Origin of the sequence: Bradyrhizobium sp. NBAIM14, from assembly GCF_020193895.1 — a bacterium.
In the GTDB taxonomy this organism is placed as follows: domain Bacteria; phylum Pseudomonadota; class Alphaproteobacteria; order Rhizobiales; family Xanthobacteraceae; genus Bradyrhizobium; species Bradyrhizobium yuanmingense.
In genome coordinates this window covers 1-420 of record NZ_JADYVQ010000102.1, presented here as the reverse complement: position 1 = coordinate 420, position 420 = coordinate 1, and the positions used below count along the sequence as shown (strand labels likewise).

Genomic DNA, 420 nt, shown 5'->3' with positions numbered 1-420 from the left:
GTTTTTGTGTCTACCAGTCCTGCTTCGATCAGTAGCCCAGCCGCGAGAAAGAGTCGGTGATTGCGTTCTCGTCGTTGTTTTTTTCCCTCGATTCGTTTTTGGACCGCCTGTTTTCGTTCGCTCTCCTGTGCCTGTAAGTCGTTTTTTTCCGCTGTTGCCAGTACGTGGAGAAGTTTGCGTTCCTGTTCTGTGAGTCCGGATTCGTTGTCTAGCAGGTCAATAATCTGTCTCTGTCGCGCGGTCTGTTCTCCGAGCTTCCTGATGAATCCGATCCGTTTCTTCAGCCATTCGACGTTGCTGATGCGCATGTTTGTGGTACTCCCTGGTGTTTTTTTTACGGCGGTTTGTGGTCGTGCAGTATATCGCTTGCGGTCGGCGGGTGCAGGGGTTATCTTCCGTACTAATTCGAATGTCTCTTAT

Annotated in this window: 1 protein-coding gene; it reads right to left on the bottom strand. The window is 50.2% G+C overall.

Translation table 11 applies throughout. From position 1 onward, the window contains the following. A partial coding sequence (locus I6F28_RS37195; RefSeq protein ID WP_225143967.1) for a hypothetical protein occupies positions 1-308 on the bottom strand: 308 nt, incomplete at its 3' end. Positions 309-420: the final 112 nt, after the last annotated feature.